The following is a 19,822-nucleotide window of genomic DNA, read 5'->3' as shown; positions in this document are numbered from 1 at the left end:
CCATGACGCTGTCGTCCTCCGCCTCCGCGGAACACATCTACGCGACCGGCCTGCGCAACCAGTGGCACCCCGTCGTCCCCTCCCACTTCGTCGCGCCGGGCGCGATGCGCAAGGTGACCGCGCTCGGCGAGCAGTGGCTGCTGTTCAGGCGCTCCGACGGTGTCCTGTCCATGCTCGCCGACCGCTGTCCGCACCGCGGCGCCCCGCTGTCGCTCGGCAAGCACCTCGGCGACCGTGTGGCGTGCTGGTACCACGGCGTCGAGGTCGAGACCGACGGCACGGTCTCCTCGGTGCCCGGCCTGCCCGGCTGCAGCCTGGAGGGCAAGCGGCTGGTCACCTCGCTGCCCGTACGCGAGGTCGGGGGCGCGATCCTCGCCTACTTCGGGGACGAGGAGCACCCCGAGCCCGCCGAGCTGACGCTTCCGGAGCCGCTGACCGACCCCGACGTGGAGGCGTTCCTCTGCTACGCGGAGTGGAACTCGCCCTGGCGCTACGCCGTGGAGAACCTGCTCGACCCGATGCATGGCGCGTTCCTGCACCACGACTCCCACACGATGTTCGACGGCGACACGACCGCCAAGTTCCGCATCCGGGAGACCGCCCGGGGCTACTTCTTCGAGAAGACCGACCAGCGTGGCGTCAACTTCGACTGGGTGGAACTCTGCCGCACCGGGGTGGACTGGGTCGACCTCTCCATCCCCTACCCCCCGTCCGCCGGTCCCGGCGGGGCGTTCGGCATCGTCGGCATGGTCTGCCCGGTCGACGAACAGCGCAGCGGGGTCTTCTTCTGGCGATACCGCCGGGTCTCGGACTGGCAGCGCGCGACCTGGCGCTTCCTGTACCGGACGCTGATCGAGCAGCGCCACTGGGACGTCCTGGAGCAGGACCGCGTCATGCTGGAGGCCATGCCCGTCGACGCCGACCAGCAGGAGAACCTGTACCAGCACGACCTCGGCGTGGTCCGGCTGCGCCGCCTCTACCGCGCCGAGGCCGGGGCCCAGTCCAAGGCGAGGGCCTGAGGGGCGCTCCGCCGCACGCCGGCCGGGGTCACCGAAGCGGGAGCCCGGGAGGCCGGCACGGCTCCGGCGGGGTCGTCACGACCCGCCGGAGCCGTCCGTACGACGATCACGGCCCCGTCCTGGGCAGCCCCCAGGTGAGCCCGGGACCGCGACGGCTCTTCCCGGGCGGCCTCCGGGTCGGCCCGGGACGCGAGGCTCTTCCTTGGTCGGCCCGGGACGCGACGGCTCTTCCCGGGCGGCCCCCAGGTCAGCCCGGTACGCGACGGCTCTTCGCCGCCGCCACGAGCTCGCGGACCGTGGCCAGCTTGACCCGGGGCCGGCCCGCGCGCTGCCCCAGGGCCAGTTCGGCCCGCTCGATCCGCTCCAGGCCCCGCGCGTCCACGACCCGCCGGTTACGGCGTCGTACCAGTCTCTGGAACGCCTTCGCCCCGTGTCCGGGCGAGGGCAGCGCACCGGCCACGGCATCCTCCAGGAGCGCGGTGACCGTCTCGGCGGCACAGGTCCGGTTGGCGCCGATGCCCCCGGAGGGGCCGCGCTTGATCCAGCCCACGACGTACGTACCGGGACGGTCCGCCACGCGGCCGTCCTCGTGCGGAACGGTGCCCGTCTCCTCGTCGAACGGCAGTCCGGTGACCGGCACACCGCGCTGCCCGACAGCACGCAGCAACAGCCCCGCCGGTATCTCCAGGCGCTCGGCGCCGTCGGGCCCGCCGGTCACCCGGACGGCTCCCACCTCACCGTCACCGAGCGCTTCCACCGGCGCGGAGTGGAAGCGGAACACGATGCGGCGCCCCGCGGAGGGCGGGCCGAGCCAGTCCACCTTCTCGCGGGCGACGTCCTGGAGCAGCGCCGCCCGCTCACCCGGTGCCGCTGAGTCGATCGCCGCGCCCGTCCGAGGGTCGTGGTCGTCGACGACGAGCTCCACGCCGGGCAGATGCTTCAGCGCGAGCAGCTCGGACCGGGTGCAGGCCGCGTCGGCGGGGCCCCGGCGTCCCAGCAGCACCACCTCGCGCACCGCGCTCGCGCGCAGGGCCTCCAGCGCGTGACCCGCGATGTCACCCGCCGCGAGCGTCGCGGGGTCCGAGACCAGGATGCGGGCCACGTCGAGTGCCACGTTTCCGTTGCCGACCACGACGACGCGCTCCGCCGACAGGTCCACAGCGTCCGGGGCGACATCGGGATGGGCGTTGTACCAGGAGACGAACGTCGTCGCGCAGATGCTGCCGGCCAGGTCCTCACCCGGGATGCCGAGACTGCGGCCGGCCGGCGCGCCGACCGCGTAGATCACCGCGTCGTGGTGGTCGGCGAGCTCCTGCGGGGTGAGGTCGCGGCCCACCTCCAGGCCCAGGTGCATGCGCACGCGCGGATGCGTGTGGAACCTCGCGAAGGTGTCACCGGCCTTCCTGGTCGAGAGGTGGTCGGGCGCCACACCGTAGCGGATGAGCCCACCGGCGACGGGAAGCCGGTCGATCAGCGTCACCTCGGCGCCTGTGTGCAGCAACAGGTCCTCGGCGGCGTACATCCCGGACGGGCCGGTGCCCACCACCGCGACGCGCAGGGGAGCGAAGTCCGCCGGCAGGTTCCGGTCGAAGACCGGCTCGCCCCATGCGTGGAAGTTCGGCCCCTCGGGCGCCGGGACTGCCTCCCTGTCCGCGAAGTACGCGGCGTTCAGCGGCCCGTACTCCCGCTGCGCGGCCGGCAGCGCGTCCACCGGGAAGACCGCGTCCACCGGGCACGCGTCGGCGCAGGCCCCGCAGTCGATGCAGGAGACCGGGTCGATGTACAGCATCTCCGTCCGGCCGAAATCCGGTTCGTCCGGTGTCGGATGGATGCAGTTGACGGGGCACACCGTGACGCACGTGGCGTCGCTGCAGCACGTCTGGGTGATGGCGTAGGTCATGTCGTCCGCTCAGATCAGATGGGCGCGCTTGTAGAACATCAGGGCGGGCTTGGTCAGCAGCCGGGCGGAGGCCAGGAACTCCATGAGGCCGGAGCAGCTGGACCGCATCATCGCCTTGTGGTGTTCGTTGGCCTTCGCCTCGCCGATCGCACGTTCCGCGTCGAGCCCGGCGTTGGCGTAGACGCCCTTGTTCACCATGCTCGTGACGATCACGTACGAGGCGATCGCGATGACGAGCGCGTTGATCCTGCGCCGGACGGGGCCCGCGCCGCTGAGGTGCTTGCGTGTCTCCGCCCGGGCGAACTTCATGTGCCGGGACTCCTCGACCACATGGATGTTGTTGATGGTGCGGACGAAGGGCACGACCCGCTCGTCGCGCATCCAGTCGCGCTGCATGACGTCCAGGACCTCCTCCGCGACGAGGATCGCCGCGTACGCCGCCTCGCCGAACGCGAGCGTCTTGAAGGCCCGTCCCAGCTCGACGGCGACCCGGCGCGGCCGGTAGGGAGGGGCGCCCAGCTTCTGCGCGCCGCGGGCGAACATGATCGAGTGCCGGCACTCCTCGGCGATCTCCGTGAGCGCCCACTGGACGTCCGCGCTCGTCGGGTCCTTCGCGTACACGTCGCGCAGCACCATCTGCTGCAGGATCATCTCGAACCAGATGCCGGTGCTCGCCACCGAAGCGGCTTCCTGGCGGGTGAGTTCCTTGCGCTGTTCCTCGGTGAGCTCCGCCCAGTAGGCGGTGCCGTACAGGGTGCTCCACTCCGGGCTCGCACCGTGGAAGTCCTTGTCCAACGGGGTCTCCCAGTCGACCTCGGTGGCGGGGTCGTAGGCGAGCGTGGCGGCCGATTCGAGGAGGCGACGGGTGAGGTCGTCCTCGGGCGGCCGGTCCTGGGCATCCGGTCGAACGGTGCTGCTTGCCATGGTGCGGCTCCTCGGTTCGTCAGCGATGTTCCTTGGTGCGTCCACAGTGCGTGGCTGCGGTGACGGAGCGTCAAAGACCCGGTCGAGCAGCCTGGTTGTGCGGACAGCATGCGTAGAGGGCCGGTGTCCGCCCGGCCGTTCCGCCTTCTCGCCCCGCTTGTTAGACGGAAGGTATAGCAAGGATGCCCGGCGGGCCTACCCCCCAGTAAGAAATGTGAGCGCATCCTCGCGACATCTCCTCGCCACGCCCCGGCGAAGGCGCTTCCGGTGGCCGGTTCCGCGCGCGTGGAGCAGCGTGCTGTTCGTGGTGTCGAACATTGTTCGCAATTTCAGCGCGAGTCATTGACGCCGGGTTTTCCCCGGCCTACGGTCCCGTCCGAAGTAGCGGTCGGGGGCCGAAATATCGAACATCCCGGCCCTCCTTCGCCGCGTCCCCGCACCTCAGAGACGAGTCGAGACGAGCCGCCATGCATCCACCCCTCCTCAGCCGGCGCCGAGCCCTCGCGGGCGGTGCCGGCGCCCTGGCCGCCGCCGGAGCCCTCGGTTCCCTGTCCGGTTGTGCCGCCCCCGCCACCGCGGCAGGTCCGGGACAGACCCTGCTGCGGTTCTGGCACCTCTTCGGAGGTGGCGACGGCGTGAACATGCAGGGCATGCTGGACGACTTCCGCGGTGAGCACCCCGGCATCGCCCTGGAGGCGTCGACCCTGCAATGGGGCGCCCCGTACTACACCAAGCTCGGCATGGCGGGCGCCGGGGGCCGGGCCCCCGAACTCGCCGCGCTGCACCTCGCCCGGCTCGCGGGCTTCGCCCCCGGCCGGCTCCTCGACCCGTTCGACGTCGACCTGCTGGCCGAACACGGGGTGCGGGAGGCGGACTTCCCGCCGGACATCTGGCGCCGGGGCCAGGTGGGCGGCAAGCAGTACGCCGTCCCCCTCGACACCCACCCCTTCGTCCTCTACTACCAGACCGAGGTCTGCGAGAAGGCCGGACTCCTCTCGGGCGGCCGGCTGAAGCCGATCAGCGGCGCCGAGGAATTCGCCGAGGCCCTGCGCGCCGCGAAGAAGGCGACCGGGCAGCCGGGGCTCGTGACCGAGACGCTCGGCCCCGACTGCATCACCCCCTGGCGTCTGTTCTCCAGCTTCTACGCCCAGACCGGCGGGAAGGTGCTCTCCCCGGACGGGAAGCGCCTCGCGCTCGACGACGCCAAGGCTCTGCGGGTCCTGGAGTACCTTGCCCGGCTCATCGAGGAGGGGCTGATGGTGCGCCGCGTCGACTACGCCGGATCCGTCGGCGTCTTCAACGGCGGCAAGACCGCGTTCCACCTCAACGGGGAATGGGAGATCAGCACCTTCAAGGCCACCGGACTCCCGTTCTCCATGACCCGCATCCCCGCGCTGTTCGGCACCGCGGCCACCCAGGCCGACTGCCACGCCTTCGTCCTGCCGCACCAGGCGGACCGCGGCGGGGCCGGCAACGAGGCGGCTCACACCCTCGTCGCCTGGATGCTGCGCAACTCGGTGGCCTGGGCCGAGGGCGGCCATGTGCCCGCCTACCTCCCCGTGCTCGACGATCCGGCCTACCTCGCGCTCAAGCCGCAGTCCGAATACCGCACCGTGATCGACGACGTGGCACTCGACGAGCCCGCGTGGTTCGCCGGCTCGGCCTCCAGGCTGTGGATCGAGCTCGGCGCCGTGTTCTCCGGGGTCCTCACCGGCTCCAGGAGCCCGCGCAACGCCCTGACCGAGGCGAAGGCCCGGCTGCGGAGCCTCCTCGACACCCGCAACCCCCTCCCGGGAGCCGCGTCATGACCACCACCACCGCGGCGGCGACGGAGCCCGCGTCGAAGCCCGCCGGGAGTGCGGCCGGACGCCCGGCCCGCTCCGTGCGCAGGAAGTGGACCGAACACGGCCTCGTGTTCATCGCGCCCTTCCTCCTCGTGTACGCCATGTTCCTCATCTGGCCACTGATGTCCGGCCTTGGCATGAGCCTGACGAGCGAGAACATCACCGGCAGCGGAGGGGAGTTCGTCGGCCTCGACAACTACGCCGAGGCGGTCCGCGACCCCGAGGTGTGGTCCTCGCTGTGGAACACCGTCTGGTTCACGGTCCTGTCCACCGTTCCCCTCGTCGTCGTCGGCCTGGTCCTGGCACTGCTCGCCCATCAGCTGCGGGTCGTGCAGTGGCTGTGGCGGCTCACCTGGTTCGCCCCGTTCCTGCTGCCCTCCGGCGTCGTCTGCCTGCTGTTCCTGAACATGATCCTGCCGTCCGGCTTCGGTCTCGCCGACCAACTGCTGGCCTCCGTCGGGCTGACCCCGGAGATCGGCTGGCTGACCGACGAGCGTTACGCCATGCTCAGCATCGTCGCCACCACCGTCTGGTGGACCGTCGGCTTCAACTTCCTGCTGTACCTCGCCGCCCTCCAGGCCATACCGGCGCACCTGTACGAGGCGGCGGAACTCGACGGGGCGGGCGCGTGGAAGCGGCTGCTCCACATCACCCTGCCGATGCTGCGCCGGACCACGGGGCTGGTCGTCGTCCTCCAGGTGCTCGCCTCGCTGAAGATCTTCGACCAGGTCTACATCATGACCGGCGGCGGCCCCGACGAGTCCACCCGGCCGATCCTCCAGTACGTCTACCAGCAGGGCTTCACGGGCTACCGCATCGGTTACGCCTCGGCCGTCTCCTACATCTTCTTCGCCCTGATCCTGACCGTCTCCCTGGTGCAGCCGCTGCTGTCCCGGCGCCGAGCTGAGGAGGCCGCGAAGTGAGCGGTTCCACCACCGTCGTACCGTCCCGCACCCCCCGGCCCGAGAAGCCCGGGCGGCTCGCCGACGCGGGGGGCCGCCGCCTGCGGTGGACCCCCGGCAGGATCGTCCTGCTCGCCATCGCCCTGCTCCTCACCGCGGCCTGGCTCCTGCCCCTCGCCTGGGCGGTCGCCACCTCCCTCAAGCCGGAGGGGGACACCGCGAAGACCCCGCTCTCCTGGATCGGTTCGCGCGTCACCTTCGAGGCGTACAGCAAGGTCTGGGAGTCGGGCGACCTCATGGTCTGGCTCATGAACTCGGCGTACATCTCCGTCATGACGACGCTGCTGACCGTCGTGACCTGCGCCATGGCCGCCTACGGCTTCACCCGCACCGACTTCCGGGGGCGCCGGCTCGTCTACGGTCTGGTGCTCGCCGGCATCATGGTGCCGCCGCAGGTCCTCATCGCGCCCCTGTTCCGCGAGATGGTCCAGCTGGGCCTCGTCGACACCTACTGGGGCGTGATCCTGCCCCAGGTCGCCGTACCCGCCATGGTGTTCATCCTGGTCAAGTTCTTCGAGGGCGTGCCACGGGAGCTGGAGGAGGCGGCCTTCGTCGACGGAGCCGGCCGCTGGCGGGTCTTCTGGACGATCGTCATCCCGCTGTCGCGGCCGGTGCTCGCCGCCGTGGCGATCTTCACCTTCATCTCCACCTGGAACAACTTCCTCTGGCCGTTCCTCGTGACCACCGACCCGGGCGGCATGACCCTGCCCGTGGGCCTCGTCAGCGTCCAGTCGACCTTCGGTGTGCGCTACGCGCAGATCATGGCCTCCCTCGTGATCGCGGGGATGCCGCTCCTTGTCGTCTTCGCCTTCTTCCAGCGGCAGATCGTGCGGGGCATCGCGCACACCGGTCTCGCCGGACAGTAGCGGTACGAGGCCGACGGCCCGTACGGACGGCTCCCCCCGTCCGCGCGGGCCGTCACGCGATCGACGTACCCTGCGCCAGCAGCAGCGCCACGTCAGCGGCGGCCACCGCCACCGTCCCCGCGAGCGCCGCCTTGCGCCACGTCCTGACCGGCCGGGGAGCGGCGCACGCCGTGGCCAGCACCACGGCACAGAGGGCGGCCGCGACGAGGGCGGCGGGCGGGCCGGCCCCGCCGCCCGCGCCGGGGCCCAGGATCAGGACCGCGGTGGCCGCCACCAGAGGGAGCGGCAGCAGGCGCCGGGTGCGGGCCTCGCCCCACCGCTGCGGCAGACCGCGGATCCCCGCCCGCAGATCCGCCTCGATGTCGGGCAGCACGTCGCCCAGATGAGCCGCGAAACCGAGCAGGGCGCCCGCGGCCACCGCCCACCAGGCGGGCCAGGGACGGCCGGGCAGGCTCAGGGCGACCAGACAGGGCAGGCTGCCGAAGCCGACCGCGTACGGGAGCCAGGACAGCACCGTCTCCTTGAGCTTCAGGTTGTACGCCCAGGCTGCCAGGACTCCCGCCAGATGCGCGGAGCCCGCGGCGGCCCCGCACGCGAAGGACAGCAGTGCGCACAGGGCCAGACCGGTGAACGCGGCACCCCACACGGTGCCCGCGCCGACCGCGCCCAGGGCCACCGGCTTGCCGGGCCGGGCCGCGTCGGCGTCGCGGCGGGCGTCGAAGGCGTCGTTGCACCACCCCACCGACAGCTGTCCGGCCAGCACGGCCGATGCGACCAGCGCACAACGGCCACCCCCGAGGCCCGCACCGGCGCCCAGCGCTGCGGCCAGCGCGGTCACCGCCGCGACCGGCCCCGGATGGCAGGAGCGGAGCAGGCCGGTCAGCGGGCGCGGCAGCCGTACGGCCGTAGTCCGGGATACGAGCCGGTCCGTGGTGTCCACGGGCCGATCGTAGGTACTCCTGAGCGCACGAACACGACAGCCGCGCGCCCCACATGCGGGGATTTGCTCCGTTCTGCGGGCAGGATGTGGGCCATGACCTCTCCGAAGCGGTGGCCAGGATGACCCGGATCGCGGCCGTCCACGGGGTGCTGCCGCCGCACCGTCACCGCCAGCGGGAGATCACCGACATGGTGGCGCGCACCTGCCTGCCGGACGGGTCGGACCGTCGCGTACTCGACCGGATCCACGGCAACGCCGGAGTGCGCAGCCGGAACACGGTGCTGCCCCTGGGGGACTACGCCGGACTGAACGACTTCGGGGCGGCCAACGACGTCTTCATCGACGCGGCCGTCGACCTCGGCGCCGAAGCGGTACGCGGCGCCCTGCGCAAGGCCGGACTGCTGCCCGCCGACGTGGACCTGCTGATGTTCACCTCCGTCACCGGGATCGCGGCGCCCTCGGTGGACGCGCGGCTCGTCGGCCGCCTCGGTCTGCGCCCCGACGTGAAACGGCTCCCCGTCTTCGGACTGGGCTGCGTCGCCGGCGCCGCCGGGACGGCGCGGCTGCACGACTACCTGCTCGGGCGCCCGGGACAGGTCGCCGTCCTGCTCTCCGTCGAGCTCTGCTCCCTGACCTTCCAGCGCGACGACCCCACCCCCGCCAACCTGGTCGCCACCGCGCTGTTCGGTGACGGCGCCGCTGCGGCGGTCCTCGTCGGCGGCGCACACCCCTCGACCGCCGACGGACCCGAGGTGCTGGACACCCGCAGCCGTCTGTATCCGGACACCGGGCACATCATGGGCTGGGACATCCGGGGCTCCGGGTTCACCGTGGTCCTCGACCCGGCCGTCCCCGACGTCGTACGCCGCTATCTCGCGGAGGACGTCAGCGGCTTCCTGGAACCGCACGGGCTCAAGCCGAAGGACATCGCCCGCTGGGTGTGCCACCCCGGAGGCCCCAAGGTCCTGGAGGCCGTCACGGACGCCCTGGACCTGCCCGAGGACGCCCTCGACGTCACCCGGAGGTCGCTGGCCGAGACCGGCAACCTGTCGTCGTCCTCGGTGCTGCACGTCCTGCGGGACACGATGGACCGGCGAAGGCCCGAGCCCGGCAGCCCCGGCCTCCTGATGGCCATGGGCCCCGGGTTCTGCTGCGAACTGGTGCTGCTGCGCTGGTAGTCCGGAGGAACACATGATCTGGTACACCGCCCTGGTGCTGGCGGTCGCCGCCGAACGCCTCGCCGAGCTCGCGGTGGCGCTGCGCAACGCGCGCTGGAGTCTGGCCCGGGGCGGCACCGAAGCCGGACGCGGCCACTACCCGGCGATGGTGGCCCTGCACACCGCCCTGCTCGGCGCCTGCCTCGCCGAGACCTGGCTGGCGGACCGGCCCTTTCTGCCCTGGCTCGGCTGGAGCATGGCCGCGGTGGTGGCCGCCGCACAAGGGCTGCGCTGGTGGTGCGTCCGTACGCTGGGGCGCCGCTGGAACACCCGGGTCATCGTCGTCCCGGGCCTGCCCCTGGTGACCGGCGGCCCCTACCGCTTCCTCCGCCACCCCAACTACGTGGCCGTCGCCGCCGAGGGAGCGGCCCTGCCGCTGGTGCACGGCGCCTGGGTCACCGCCGTCCTGTTCACCGTGCTCAACGCGGCACTCATGGCCGTACGTGTCCGGTGCGAGTACGGCGCGCTGGCCCGCTTCGCCGGGGCGGACGCGCGCGCGTGATCGACATCCTGGTGGCGGGCGGCGGACCGGCCGGGCTCGCGGCGGCCATCCGGGCCGCCGCGGCGGGTCTGGAGGCCGTCGTGGTCGAACCCCGCCCGGCCCCGGTGGACAAGGCCTGCGGCGAGGGCATCATGCCCAGCGGCGTGGCGGCGCTGCGCGCACTGGGCGTCACCCCGGCCGGCAGCGAACTGCGCGGAATCCGCTACGTCGAGGGCGCCCGGCGGGCCGAGGCTTCCTTCAGGGGCGGCCCCGGACTCGGCGTACGCCGCACGGCACTGCACGCGGCCCTGCACCGGCGGGCAGGGGAGCTCGGCGTACGCGTCGTCACGGGCCGGGTGGAGGAGGTGCGCCAGGGGCACGACAGCGTCACGGCGGCGGGCATGACGGCGCGCTGGCTGATCGCGGCGGACGGCCTGCACTCGCCCTCGCGCCGCGCACTGGGCCTGGAGCGGCCCAGCACCGCACCCCGCAGATACGGGCTGCGCCGCCACTACGCTGTCGCCCCCTGGACGGACTTCGTCGAGGTGCACTGGTCACGCCACGGCGAGGCGTACGTGACCCCGGTGGGGGAGGGGCTGGTCGGCGTGGCCGTGCTCAGCCGTCACCGGTGCTCCCACGAGCAGCACCTCGCCGCGTTCCCCGCCCTGGCCCGCGCGCTCCGGGGCTTCGACGCCGGACCCGTGCGCGGCGCGGGCCCCCTGCGCCGGACCGCCGCTGCGCCGAGAGCCGGCCGCGTGCTGCTGGTCGGGGACGCGGCGGGTTACGTGGACGCGCTGACCGGTGAGGGCATCGCCCTGGCGACGGCGACCGCGGCGGCCGCGGTCGACTGCCTCGCGGCGGGGCGTCCCGAGCTCTACCCCGCCCGCTGGACACGCCTGACGCGCCGCCACCGGCTGCTCACCCAGGCGCTGCTGGCGACGGCCGGGCACCCGCTGACCGCCGGGCTGATCGTCCCGGCCGCCCAGCGTCTGCCCCCGCTGTTCACCGCCGCCGTACGCGCCCTGCAATAGCCGCCCGGGCACCTCGGCTGCCGCACCGTCAGGTGTCCCGCACCCGCCCGGGGCCCCGTCCGCTTCGGCCGCCCCGCCCCGGGCGAGCTCCGCCGCCGGGCCGGAGACAGCCTCGACAGGTCCTGGGACGCGCGTCGACGGCCGTCCAGGGGCGGGGGCACTGCTCCGACGGTGTCCAAGCGCCCGGCGGGCACGGCATGTCAACACCTCGTCCCCCCGCGCTCCTCCTAGTCTCGCCGCCACGGGACAGGACGAAGGGGCGGGAGCGGCATGCGTGGAGTAGCCCGGCTGTTGTGCGGACGCCGCACCAAATGGCTCGTCGTGGTGCTGTGGCTCGTCGTCCTCTTCCTCGCGGCTCCGCTCGCGGGCAAGCTCATGGGCGCCCAGGACAACGACGCCGCCTCCTGGCTCCCGAGCAGCGCCGAGTCCACGCAGGTCTGGGAGGAGTCCAAGGAGTTCCGGCCCGAGATCATCACCGCCATCGTCGTGTACGCCCGCGAGGGAGGCCTGACCGCGGCGGACCGGGGCCGGATCGCCGAGGACGAGCGGCAGCTCATGACGTTGAGCGCGCACGGTGTACGGGGTGAGGAGACCCGCGGCCCGTACTACGACAGGAAGGCTGCTCCCTCGGCCGCCCAGATCTTCGTGCCGATCACCATGGACGAGAAGGGCTGGGAACGGATCGGCCCCGCCGTCGGCTCCGTACGGGACGTCGTGGGGGACGGGGGCGGAGGACTCACCGTCCACATCACGGGCCCCGGCGGTGTCGCGGCCGACTCGGCCGATGCCTTCTCGGGCATCGACTCCACCCTGCTCCTCGCCGCACTCGCCGTGGTGATCGTGATGCTGCTGATCACCTACCGCAGCCCGACCCTGCTCGTGCTGCCCGTGGTCTCGGTCATCGCCGCGCTCCTCACCGCGCAGGCCGTCATCTACCTGCTCGCGGCGCACGCCGGACTCACCGTGAACGGTCAGAGCGCGGGCATCCTGACCGTGCTGGTCTTCGGCGCGGGCACGGACTACGCCCTGCTTCTCGTCGCCCGCTACCGCGAGGAGCTGCGGCGCCACGAGGACCGCCACGAGGCCATGGCCCGGGCCCTGCACCGTGCCGGACCGGCGGTGCTGGCCAGCAGCGGCACCGTGGTGCTGAGCATGCTCGTCCTGCTGGCCGCCGAGATGAACTCGACCCGTGGCCTCGGACCGGTGGCCGCGATCGGGGTGGCCATCGCGCTGGTCGCCATGCTCACCCTCCTCCCGGCCCTCCTGGTGATCTTCGGCCGCTGGGTCTTCTGGCCGGCGGTCCCGCACCTCGGCACGCCGGAGCCCACCGAACACGGGTTCTGGGCGCGGACCGGACAGCGGCTGGCCGCCCGCCCGCGCGGGATCTGGGTGGTCACGGCTCTGGTGCTCGCCGCGCTCTCCGTGGGGATCGTCCAGCTGCGCGCGGCCGGACTCAGCAACGCCGACTCCTTCCCCGGCACACCGGACTCCGTCGCCGGGCAGCGGATCCAGGAACAGTACTTTCCCGCCGGCGTCGGCAGCCCTCTCGTCGTCATCGCGGCGGCCGACCGGAGCGGTCAGGTGCGCGCCGCGGTCGAGGGGACACAAGGGGTGCTGCCGGGATCCCTCGTCGTGCCGCCCGGCGCCCGGCCGCAACACGACGGGCGGGTGATCTTCGAAGCGACCATGTCCGACGCCGGGGACAGCGAGGCGGCCGAGCACACCGTGGAACGGGTCCGCGACGCCGTCCACCGGATCCCCGGAGCAGACGCGCGCGTCGGCGGGGACACGGCCGCGGCACTCGACATGGACGAGGCCACCCGGCACGACAACCTGCTGATCATTCCCCTCGTACTGCTCGTCGTCCTGTTCATCCTCGCCCTGGTGCTGCGCGCACTGCTGGCGCCCGTGCTCCTGATCGCAACCGTGGTGCTGTCCTTCACCGCCGCCCTCGGCGTCAGCGCCCTCGCCTTCCGCCACGTGTTCGGCTACGCCGGTGAGACCACGGACTTCCCGCTCTTCGTGTTCGTGTTCCTGGTGGCTCTCGGCATCGACTACAACATCTTCCTGACCACCCGGATCCGCGAGGAGGCCCTGCACCAGGGCACCCGCGCGGGCGTGGTCACCGGGCTCGCCGCCACCGGGGCGGTCATCACCTCGGCCGGCCTCGTCCTGGCGGGCACCTTCGCCGCACTCGGGACCCTCCCGGTGGTGGCCTTCGCGGAGATCGGATTCGCGGTGGCGCTGGGTGTCCTCCTGGACACGCTGGTCGTCCGGTCCGTGCTGGTCACCTCTCTCTTCCTGGACATCGGGCCGCGCGTCTGGTGGCCGCACCGGCTCGCCCACGAGGACGGCGGGGCGGTGCGGGAGCCCGCAGGAACCTGAGGGCGAGCCCGGCCCCGCACGGCTCGGGGGGCCGCGGCGTACGGCTCGCCCGGCGTATGACCAGGGTGTAGAAAGGGGGGCATGGCCGGACGCTACGGCCGCCCGCGTTCGTTTCTCCGGATGAGAAGCCTCGCTGGTCAGGTCTTTCTCCTGCAGGTGGCGATCGTGGTGTTGCTCGTCGCTGCCTCCGTGACCGCGCTCGTGCTGCAGTCGCGGGCCGACAGTGAGCGCGAAGCGCGCAATCGCTCGGTCGCCGTGGCCGAGACCTTCGCGAACGCCCCCGGCACGGAAGCGGCGCTGCAGAGCCCCGATCCCACCGCGGTGCTCCAGCCGAAGGCCGAGGCGGCCCGGAAGGGTTCCGGCGTCGACTTCATCGTCGTCATGAACCTGGACGCCATCCGCTACACGCATCCGCTGCCCGACCGCATCGGCAAGAAGTTCGTGGGTGAGGTCGGCCCCGCTCTCGACGGCCGGGTCGTCACCGAGAAGGTCGACGGGACCATCGGCCCGCTGGTCCAGGCCGTGGTGCCCGTCTTCGGTGCGAACGGCGAAGTGGTGGGCCTCGTCTCCGCCGGAATCACGATCAAGAACGTCAGCGGGGTCACCGAGAGCCAGTTCCCCCTGCTGTTCGGCACCGCCGGAGGGATTCTGCTGCTCACCATGGGCGGCACCGCGCTCGTCACCCGCCGGCTCAAACGTCAGACGCACGGTCTCGGCCCGACCGAGATGACCCGCATGTACGAGCACCACGACGCCGTTCTGCACGCCGTACGGGAAGGCGTGGTCATCGTCAGCGGCGACGGCCGCCTCCTGCTGGCCAACGACGAGGCGCGAAGGCTCCTCGGCCTCCCCGCGGACGTCGAGGGGGCGCCCGTCGCCGAACTCGGGCTCGATCCCGTCATCACCGCGCTGCTGACCTCGGGCCGCAGCGCCACGGACGAGGTGCACTCCGTGGGCGACCGGCTCCTGGCGGTCAGCCAGCGGTCCACGGACCGGAACGGCGGTCCGCCCGGCAGCGTGACGACCTTGCGCGACACCACGGAGCTCCAGGCGCTGTCGGGCCGGGCCGCCATGGCACGCGGGAGGCTGAAACTGCTCTACGACGCGGGCACCGAGATCGGCACCACCCTGGACGTCATGCGCACCTGCGAGGAACTGGCCGACTTCGCCACCGCCAGGTTCGCCGACTACGCCACCGTCGACGTGGCCGAGGAGGTGCTGCGCGGCGAGGAGCCCACGGCGGCCGGAGCCGCCATCCACGGCCTGCGGCGCACCGCCTTCAGCGGCCCCCGGGACGACACAGGACTGTCCCCCCTGGGCGCGGTCATCCGTTTCCTGCCGGGCACGGACATCGGCGCCGCACTCCTCAGAGGGGAAGCCGTCCTCGACCCCGACCTGACGACGCGGTCGGGCTGGCAGGAGCCCGACCCGGCGAACGCCGACCACATCGTGGAATGCGGCTTCCATTCACTGATAGCCGTCCCGATGCGGGCCCGGGGCGTGGTCCTGGGTGTGGCCCTGTTCTGGCGGGCCCGGATGCCCGAGCCGTTCGAGGACGAGGACCTCTCCGTGGCGGAGGAACTCGTCGCCCGCGCCGCGGTGAGCATCGACAACGCCCGCCGCTACTCGCGCGAGCACAACGTGGCCGTCACCCTCCAGCGCAGCCTGCTGCCGCGCGGGCTCCCCGACCAGACCGCCATCGACGCCGCCTACCGCTACCTCCCCGCACAGGCGGGGCTCGGTGGCCTCGGCGGTGTCGGAGGTGACTGGTTCGACATCATCCCGCTGCCCGGCGCCAGGGTCGCGCTCGTCGTCGGCGACGTGGTCGGCCACGGACTCCACGCGGCCGCCACCATGGGACGCCTGCGGACCGCCGTACACAACTTCTCCACCCTGGACCTGCCCCCCGACGAACTGCTGTGGCACCTGGACGAGCTGGTCGCCCGCATCGACCAGGACGAGGCCGCCGACGGCTCCGAGGGCGGCGGCGTCACCGGCGCGACCTGCCTCTACGCCATCTACGACCCGGCCACCGGACGCTGCACCATGGCCCGGGCGGGTCACCTCCAGCCGGTCGTCGTCAGCCCCGACGGCGAAGCGGCCTTCGCGGACGTGCCCGGTGGCCCGCCCCTGGGCCTCGGCGGCCTGCCCTTCGAGACCTACGACGTGGAGCTTCCCCCGGACAGCCGGCTGGTGCTCTACACGGACGGACTGGTGGAGGAGCGGCACCGTGACATCGACGAAGGGCTGGAACTGCTGCGCGAGACCCTGGCCGGCCACCCCGACCGGACCCCCGAGGAGACCTGTGAAGCCGTCCTGCGCGTCCTGGTGCCCGGCAGGGCCCGGGACGACGTCGCCCTGCTCGTCGGCCGCACCCTCCGGCTGGCGCCCGAGAACGTGGCCGAGTGGGACGTGCCGTCCGACCCCTCGGCGGTCGCCAGGGTCCGCTCCGACGTGTCCCGCAAGCTGGCCGAGTGGGAGCTGGTCGAGGAAGCCTTCACGACCGAGCTGATCCTCAGCGAACTGGTCACCAACGCCATCCGCTACGCCACCGGCCCCATCGGCGTACGCCTGATCCGTGACAGGACGCTGATCTGCGAGGTGTCCGACCGCAGCAGTACCTCGCCCCACCTGCGCCAGGCGGCCAGCATGGACGAGGGCGGCCGGGGGCTCTTCCTCGTCGCCCAGCTGGCCGAACGCTGGGGCACCCGCTACACCGACGACGGCGGCAAGGTCATCTGGACGGAACAGCCGCTGCCGCCGGAGGCCGGCGGCCCCGTGTGACGCGCGGCAGCCCGGGACCGGCGGGCAGCCGTGACGCGGTGCCGCCGCGTCACGCTCCCGGGGCGGCCGCTTCCCGGCGGCAGTGCAGGAAGAGGTGGGGCTCGGACACCGCTCCCGGGTGGGACGGGGTGAAGACGGTCCGTTCCTCGTCCACGACGGAGAGACCGGCACCGGTGGCCAGCGTCCTGAACGCCTCGGGACCGAAGCTGGTCACCCGCACTGCCTGGCCCATGAAGACGGCGCTCACGTCCTCCACGTCCAGAGGCACGGTCGCCAGCACCAGATGACCGCCCGGCCTCAGCGCCCCCGCCAGGCGACGGACGAGCGAACGCTGCTCGTCACGCGTCATCTGCAGCAGCGAGAAGTAGACGCAGACCGCGTCGAAGCCCTCCTCCTCCAGCGGGACCGCCCGGATGTCGGCGCAGCGGAAGGACGCCGCGGGGACGCGACGGGACGCCAGTCCCACCATGACGGGCGAGACGTCGACGCCCAGCACCTCGTGCCCGGCGGAGGCGAGTACGTCGGCGGTCGGCCGCCCCGTGCCGCAGCCGACGTCCAGCACCCTGCTGCGCGGGGTCAGCCGTGCCAGCAGCCGGTCCAGGGAGGCGCGGTGCGCGGACGAGCCGGCGAAGGCCTGCTCGTAGTCGGCGCCGATGGCGTCGAACGCCTCGGCCGCGGCGTGCCGTCGATCTCCGGTCATGAGGACCTCCCCTTCCGGGCCGTCACTAAGGAATGCGCGCGACCGCGACGTAGACGCCGCTCAGCTCCTGCTCGGGCGCAGGCGTGCCGCGGAACCACTCGGGAGCGGTCACCAGACCCGGCTCGACGATGTCCAGGCCCTCGAAGAAGCGGGCGAACTCGGCGCGGGTGCGCAACGCGAGCCGGATGCCGCCCTTGCCGTACTCGGCCGCACCCTTCTCCCCGCGCTCGGGGTTCACGTCCGACGCGCCCTGGGACAGAACCACGTAGCTTCCCGGGGCCAGGGCGGCCACCAGTGTGCGCACGATGCCCCGCGGGTCGACGTCGTCGGGCAGGAAGTGGAGGAGCCCCAGGAGCGAGAGGGCGACCGGGCGGTCGAAGTCCAGGACCTTGCGGGCCGCCTCGACGATGGTGGCGGGCTCGAGCACGTCCGCGTGCACGTAGTCGGTCGCCCCCTCCGGCCGGCTGATCAGGAGGGCCTCCGCGTGCCGTAGGACGATCGGGTCGTTGTCGCAGTAGACGACCCGTGTGCGCGGATTGATCTCCTGGGCGATCTGGTGCAGGTTCGGCGCGGTCGGGATGCCCGTGCCTATGTCGAGGAACTGGTCGACGCCCTCGCCGGCCAGCCAGGCCGTCGCGCGGTTCATGAAAGCGCGGTTCTGGAAGGCTCCGGTCTTCGCCTCGGCCGGCAGTTGCTCGGCCACGGCCTGGTCCACCGGATAGTTGTCCTTGCCGCCGAGAAGCGAGTCGTAGACGCGTGCCGAGTGGGGCCTGCTGGTGTCGATCGGGGGATGAGGTGTCCCAGTCGTCATGACGAGCTCCGTTGCAGATGAGGTGGACCGCTCCGCCGGCGAATTCTGCCACAGCAACCCTGCGATGAGCGGCAGTTGAGGCGCCGCCGGGCCACGAGGACGGCCCCCGGGAGCCTTCCCGGGGGCCGCGGCGACGGATGACGCGTCAGGGGGCGTCGACGAGGTCGTGCTTGGGCACGGTCACCGTGCGGGCGCCCGGCTTCCCGCCGAGGACCACCTTCCGCAGGGCGCTGTTGTTGCTGAGGTCGGTCTCCTTGAGCCGCTTCTCCGGGTTGGCCAGTACCTGGATGTAGTACGTGCCGTTCGGTAGTCCCGTGATGTCGAAGGACTGCCCGGGGAGGTCCTGCGTGTACGTGTCACCGGAACCCACGTCGAGCACCTCCCGCACGGAGATGGAGTTCTCCTGGCCGCAGGCCGTGGCCAGATCCGTGTTGTCCGGGTGCCAGTTGGCGTTCTTCACCGTGTAGTCGACCGCGTCCGTGTTGGCCAGGCAGAAGGCCTCCTTGCCGCTGCGCACGGTCTCCTTCTTGTCTGCCTTCAGCAGCCGGTAGCTCGCGAAGTCGGTGAAGTGCCAGTGCTCGTGCCCCGGTCGGGGGTCCCACTCCATGGTGCCGGTCGGGGTGTAGCCGACCTGCTTGCCCGAGGCGTCGTAGAAGTACTGGTACGCGTCCATGAGCTCGCTGCCCGGCTTCCGGAAGCCGTCCACGACCAACTGCGCGGGGCCCGCGTTCCACACGTTGGCGCTGAAGGCCAGGTAGTCCTTGCCGGGCGCTCCGGCGTCACCCGCGCCGATGGTGATGCCGTAGGCGGGCAGGGAACGCAGGTCGGGCTTGGGGACGTCCGGTACGGCCGCCCGGCCCGTCGGACGCTGGGCGTTCGGCCGCACGGCCGGTGCCTGCCGGGAGCCGTCCGTGCGGCCCGGGCCGTCGCCCTCCGGTGCCCGGAAGGCCTGGCGTGCGGCGGCCCAGGGCAGAGCCGCGGGCGCGGGCGCGTAGGGTCCGTGGCCCACGTTGTACGAGGTGCCGGCGCCGGTGGTCGCGGCGACCGGTGCGGGCGGGCGCGTCGCGCTGTGGCCGGCGTGGGCCGAGTGCCCGGCCCCGTGGCCCGCGTGCCCGGACGCTGAGCGGGCGGCCGGGGAGGGAGCGGGGCTCTCCTCCTCCCAACTGCGCTCGCGCACTGTCAGCTTGACCGTCTTCGGTGCGTCGGCGATCTGGAAGATGTCCCGGTAGCGCTTGGTGACGGACACCTCGGCGGTGTACTTCCCGGCCGGGAGGGCGACCGGCGCCGAGTAGTAACCGGCGTAGGTGTTGGACGCCCAGCCGTTCTCGACGCCCCACACCGAGCCGAGGGTGAAGGGATTCACGGGACAGCTCTCGGGATACTTCGACGTGGCCGGGGCGCCGGGCTCGATCCGGCCGGAGGCGTTGTTCGGGCAGAACGGCTCCGTGCGGGTCGCGACCGTCCTGCCCGCGGTGTCCCGGACCGTGACGACGATGAAGCCGGGCAGCCCCGAGAAGTCCTTCACCAGCCCCGCGGGCAGGACCTTGGTGCGGGTCTTCTTCCCCGTACGGAGGATCTGGGTCGCGACGACCGGGTCCTTGTAGCTCTTCCTGGTCACGCGCAGTTCGAACGGCGCACCGGAGGCGGTGAGGTAGGTCCCGAGGTCCAGGTAGACGCCTGGCTCCTCCTTCCACGAGTCGAGCGTCACCGAGTTCGATGCGGCGACCAGGCCGAGCCGCGGGACCGTGGTCGCCTTCTTCGTGTCGGGCGTGGCGGCGGCGACGCCCGCGGTCACGGCGATCGCCGCGGCGGCGGCGACCACCGGGCGCCACAGCCGGTTGCGGGGGGTTCTGGTGTTCATCGTTCTCCGATGTCCTGGTGCCCGGTGGGGCGGTGGAGTCGCTTCTGTCCGTGAGAGGCGACTGCCTGGCCCGAGGTTGTCCTCAGGGGTCCGAGAC

At 72.3% G+C, this 19,822-nt stretch carries 15 protein-coding genes; 9 read left to right on the top strand and 6 right to left on the bottom strand.

Annotation, left to right across the window (positions count from 1 at the left end; all coding sequences use genetic code 11):
* Positions 1 to 2 precede the first annotated feature (2 nt).
* Positions 3 to 1,019, top strand: a complete 1,017-nt coding sequence (locus ACFYQ6_RS33235; RefSeq protein ID WP_361581365.1) for an aromatic ring-hydroxylating dioxygenase subunit alpha — start codon at positions 3 to 5, stop codon at positions 1,017 to 1,019.
* A 247-nt stretch (positions 1,020 to 1,266) separates the two neighbouring features.
* On the opposite strand, the gene ACFYQ6_RS33230 is transcribed toward ACFYQ6_RS33235, so the two are convergent.
* The gene (locus ACFYQ6_RS33230; protein WP_361581362.1) at positions 1,267 to 2,919 is read right to left on the bottom strand and encodes an FAD-dependent oxidoreductase; all 1,653 of its coding nucleotides are present in this window, start codon (positions 2,917 to 2,919) and stop codon (positions 1,267 to 1,269) included.
* Between the two features lie 9 nt (positions 2,920 to 2,928).
* On the bottom strand, positions 2,929 to 3,843 hold the full coding sequence (locus tag ACFYQ6_RS33225) for a diiron oxygenase (protein ID WP_361581359.1): 915 nt from the start codon (positions 3,841 to 3,843) through the stop codon (positions 2,929 to 2,931).
* A 467-nt stretch (positions 3,844 to 4,310) separates the two neighbouring features.
* Between ACFYQ6_RS33225 and ACFYQ6_RS33220 the strand changes: the two genes are divergently transcribed.
* From ACFYQ6_RS33220 to ACFYQ6_RS33210, 3 genes are all read left to right on the top strand, one after another.
* Positions 4,311 to 5,651, top strand: coding sequence for an extracellular solute-binding protein (locus tag ACFYQ6_RS33220; RefSeq protein WP_361581357.1), 1,341 nt, complete (start codon positions 4,311 to 4,313; stop codon positions 5,649 to 5,651).
* Positions 5,648 to 6,610 (top strand): sugar ABC transporter permease, encoded by a 963-nt coding sequence (locus ACFYQ6_RS33215; RefSeq protein ID WP_361581355.1) that lies wholly within the window; start codon positions 5,648 to 5,650, stop codon positions 6,608 to 6,610. Before ACFYQ6_RS33220 ends, ACFYQ6_RS33215 begins: the two co-directional genes overlap by 4 nt.
* 80 nt (positions 6,611 to 6,690) lie before the next feature.
* Positions 6,691 to 7,515, top strand: coding sequence for a carbohydrate ABC transporter permease (locus ACFYQ6_RS33210; RefSeq protein WP_361581505.1), 825 nt, complete (start codon positions 6,691 to 6,693; stop codon positions 7,513 to 7,515).
* Between the two features lie 52 nt (positions 7,516 to 7,567).
* Here the strand turns inward: ACFYQ6_RS33210 and ACFYQ6_RS33205 are convergent, their stop codons facing one another.
* Positions 7,568 to 8,455, bottom strand: coding sequence for a UbiA family prenyltransferase (locus ACFYQ6_RS33205; RefSeq protein ID WP_361581352.1), 888 nt, complete (start codon positions 8,453 to 8,455; stop codon positions 7,568 to 7,570).
* Positions 8,456 to 8,574: 119 nt separating this feature from the next.
* Here ACFYQ6_RS33205 and ACFYQ6_RS33200 point away from each other — a divergent pair, with 119 nt between their 5' ends.
* The 5 genes from ACFYQ6_RS33200 (at position 8,575) to ACFYQ6_RS33180 (ending at position 16,353) form a co-directional block, all read left to right on the top strand.
* Positions 8,575 to 9,633, top strand: a complete 1,059-nt coding sequence (locus ACFYQ6_RS33200; RefSeq protein ID WP_361581349.1) for a 3-oxoacyl-[acyl-carrier-protein] synthase III C-terminal domain-containing protein — start codon at positions 8,575 to 8,577, stop codon at positions 9,631 to 9,633.
* Between the two features lie 13 nt (positions 9,634 to 9,646).
* Complete coding sequence (locus tag ACFYQ6_RS33195; protein WP_388766554.1) at positions 9,647 to 10,174, top strand: isoprenylcysteine carboxyl methyltransferase family protein; 528 nt, start codon at positions 9,647 to 9,649, stop codon at positions 10,172 to 10,174.
* Positions 10,171 to 11,184, top strand: a complete 1,014-nt coding sequence (locus ACFYQ6_RS33190; RefSeq protein ID WP_361581343.1) for an FAD-dependent monooxygenase — start codon at positions 10,171 to 10,173, stop codon at positions 11,182 to 11,184. Before ACFYQ6_RS33195 ends, ACFYQ6_RS33190 begins: the two co-directional genes overlap by 4 nt.
* Before the next feature lie 270 nt (positions 11,185 to 11,454).
* On the top strand, positions 11,455 to 13,569 hold the full coding sequence (locus ACFYQ6_RS33185) for an MMPL family transporter (RefSeq protein WP_361581341.1): 2,115 nt from the start codon (positions 11,455 to 11,457) through the stop codon (positions 13,567 to 13,569).
* A gap of 81 nt (positions 13,570 to 13,650) precedes the next feature.
* Positions 13,651 to 16,353 (top strand): SpoIIE family protein phosphatase, encoded by a 2,703-nt coding sequence (locus ACFYQ6_RS33180; protein WP_388766551.1) that lies wholly within the window; start codon positions 13,651 to 13,653, stop codon positions 16,351 to 16,353.
* Positions 16,354 to 16,402: 49 nt separating this feature from the next.
* Here the strand turns inward: ACFYQ6_RS33180 and ACFYQ6_RS33175 are convergent, their stop codons facing one another.
* From ACFYQ6_RS33175 to ACFYQ6_RS33165, 3 genes are all read right to left on the bottom strand, one after another.
* Positions 16,403 to 17,053, bottom strand: coding sequence for a class I SAM-dependent methyltransferase (locus tag ACFYQ6_RS33175; protein ID WP_361581335.1), 651 nt, complete (start codon positions 17,051 to 17,053; stop codon positions 16,403 to 16,405).
* A gap of 25 nt (positions 17,054 to 17,078) precedes the next feature.
* Positions 17,079 to 17,864: an SAM-dependent methyltransferase gene (locus tag ACFYQ6_RS33170; protein ID WP_388766549.1), complete on the bottom strand. Its 786-nt coding sequence runs from the start codon at positions 17,862 to 17,864 to the stop codon at positions 17,079 to 17,081.
* A gap of 145 nt (positions 17,865 to 18,009) precedes the next feature.
* Complete coding sequence (locus tag ACFYQ6_RS33165; RefSeq protein ID WP_361581330.1) at positions 18,010 to 19,725, bottom strand: lysyl oxidase family protein; 1,716 nt, start codon at positions 19,723 to 19,725, stop codon at positions 18,010 to 18,012.
* Positions 19,726 to 19,822 lie beyond the last annotated feature (97 nt).

Source organism: Streptomyces sp. NPDC005494 (assembly GCF_042872025.1).
Taxonomy (GTDB): Bacteria; Actinomycetota; Actinomycetes; order Streptomycetales; family Streptomycetaceae; genus Streptomyces.
Note: the sequence above shows the minus strand (reverse complement) of the source record. Positions and strands in the feature narration are given on the sequence as shown.

What these genes read in the sequence shown, in the direction of transcription:
- ACFYQ6_RS33235 (WP_361581365.1), top strand. Translation starts at nt 3, where the DNA reads ATGACGCTGTCGTCCTCCGCCTCCGCGGAACACATCTACGCGACCGGC.
- ACFYQ6_RS33230 (WP_361581362.1), bottom strand. Translation starts at nt 2,919, where the DNA reads ATGACCTACGCCATCACCCAGACGTGCTGCAGCGACGCCACGTGCGTC.
- ACFYQ6_RS33225 (WP_361581359.1), bottom strand. Translation starts at nt 3,843, where the DNA reads ATGGCAAGCAGCACCGTTCGACCGGATGCCCAGGACCGGCCGCCCGAG.
- ACFYQ6_RS33220 (WP_361581357.1), top strand. Translation starts at nt 4,311, where the DNA reads ATGCATCCACCCCTCCTCAGCCGGCGCCGAGCCCTCGCGGGCGGTGCC.
- ACFYQ6_RS33215 (WP_361581355.1), top strand. Translation starts at nt 5,648, where the DNA reads ATGACCACCACCACCGCGGCGGCGACGGAGCCCGCGTCGAAGCCCGCC.
- ACFYQ6_RS33200 (WP_361581349.1), top strand. Translation starts at nt 8,575, where the DNA reads ATGACCCGGATCGCGGCCGTCCACGGGGTGCTGCCGCCGCACCGTCAC.
- ACFYQ6_RS33195 (WP_388766554.1), top strand. Translation starts at nt 9,647, where the DNA reads ATGATCTGGTACACCGCCCTGGTGCTGGCGGTCGCCGCCGAACGCCTC.
- ACFYQ6_RS33185 (WP_361581341.1), top strand. Translation starts at nt 11,455, where the DNA reads ATGCGTGGAGTAGCCCGGCTGTTGTGCGGACGCCGCACCAAATGGCTC.
- ACFYQ6_RS33180 (WP_388766551.1), top strand. Translation starts at nt 13,651, where the DNA reads ATGGCCGGACGCTACGGCCGCCCGCGTTCGTTTCTCCGGATGAGAAGC.
- ACFYQ6_RS33175 (WP_361581335.1), bottom strand. Translation starts at nt 17,053, where the DNA reads ATGACCGGAGATCGACGGCACGCCGCGGCCGAGGCGTTCGACGCCATC.
- ACFYQ6_RS33170 (WP_388766549.1), bottom strand. Translation starts at nt 17,864, where the DNA reads ATGACGACTGGGACACCTCATCCCCCGATCGACACCAGCAGGCCCCAC.
- ACFYQ6_RS33165 (WP_361581330.1), bottom strand. Translation starts at nt 19,725, where the DNA reads ATGAACACCAGAACCCCCCGCAACCGGCTGTGGCGCCCGGTGGTCGCC.